This window comes from Vibrio sp. 2130-1 (genome assembly GCF_033339515.1).
On record NZ_JAWOUT010000593.1, the window covers coordinates 1 to 553 of the forward strand.

1 protein-coding gene and 1 pseudogene are annotated in these 553 nt (G+C 46.8%); both read left to right on the plus strand.

The window, feature by feature from the left end; genetic code table 11:
* Window positions 1-303: YcbK family protein (locus R7Q09_RS27580; protein WP_318144136.1), on the plus strand; the 303-nt coding region annotated here is incomplete at its 5' end.
* 96 nt (window positions 304-399) lie between these two features.
* Window positions 400-553 (plus strand): annotated as a pseudogene (locus R7Q09_RS27585) (MBL fold metallo-hydrolase); the annotation flags it as partial.

Below are 553 nucleotides of genomic sequence, written 5' to 3' on the forward strand. Positions count from 1 at the left end.
CCAATGGATAAACGTCTGTTCGATCAAATCAGCCAAATTCAAAAGCTCATCGGTACTGAATCCGAAGTTATCGTGATTTCTGGCTACCGTTCTCCTGTGACCAATGCGTCCCTGCGCAGCGGTTCTACTGGTGTTGCTAAGAAGAGTCTACACATGGAAGGGAAGGCGATTGATTTTCGTCTCGATGGTGTAAAGCTGTCTACGGTGCGTGATGCGGCAATCAGTTTGAAGGCTGGTGGTGTTGGATACTATCCGGGCAGTAACTTTGTCCACATTGATACGGGTGCAGTGCGCAGTTGGTAAGCCTATTTTAGGGCTGGCGTAAGTCTTGAAGTCGCCTAGGGTTAGTGTCATAGTTGCGGCAGTTTTCACGCAAATTTATTCGGTAATAGGTTATCTATGGCTCTGAAATACCAAGTTGTCCCAGTGACTTCTTTTTCTCAAAACTGTTCTATCGTTTGGTGTGACGAAACGATGAAAGGCATCGTTGTTGACCCAGGCGGTGACGAAAAACAGCTTGCAATGCTCATCAAAGAGCTGGGTGTTGATGTGG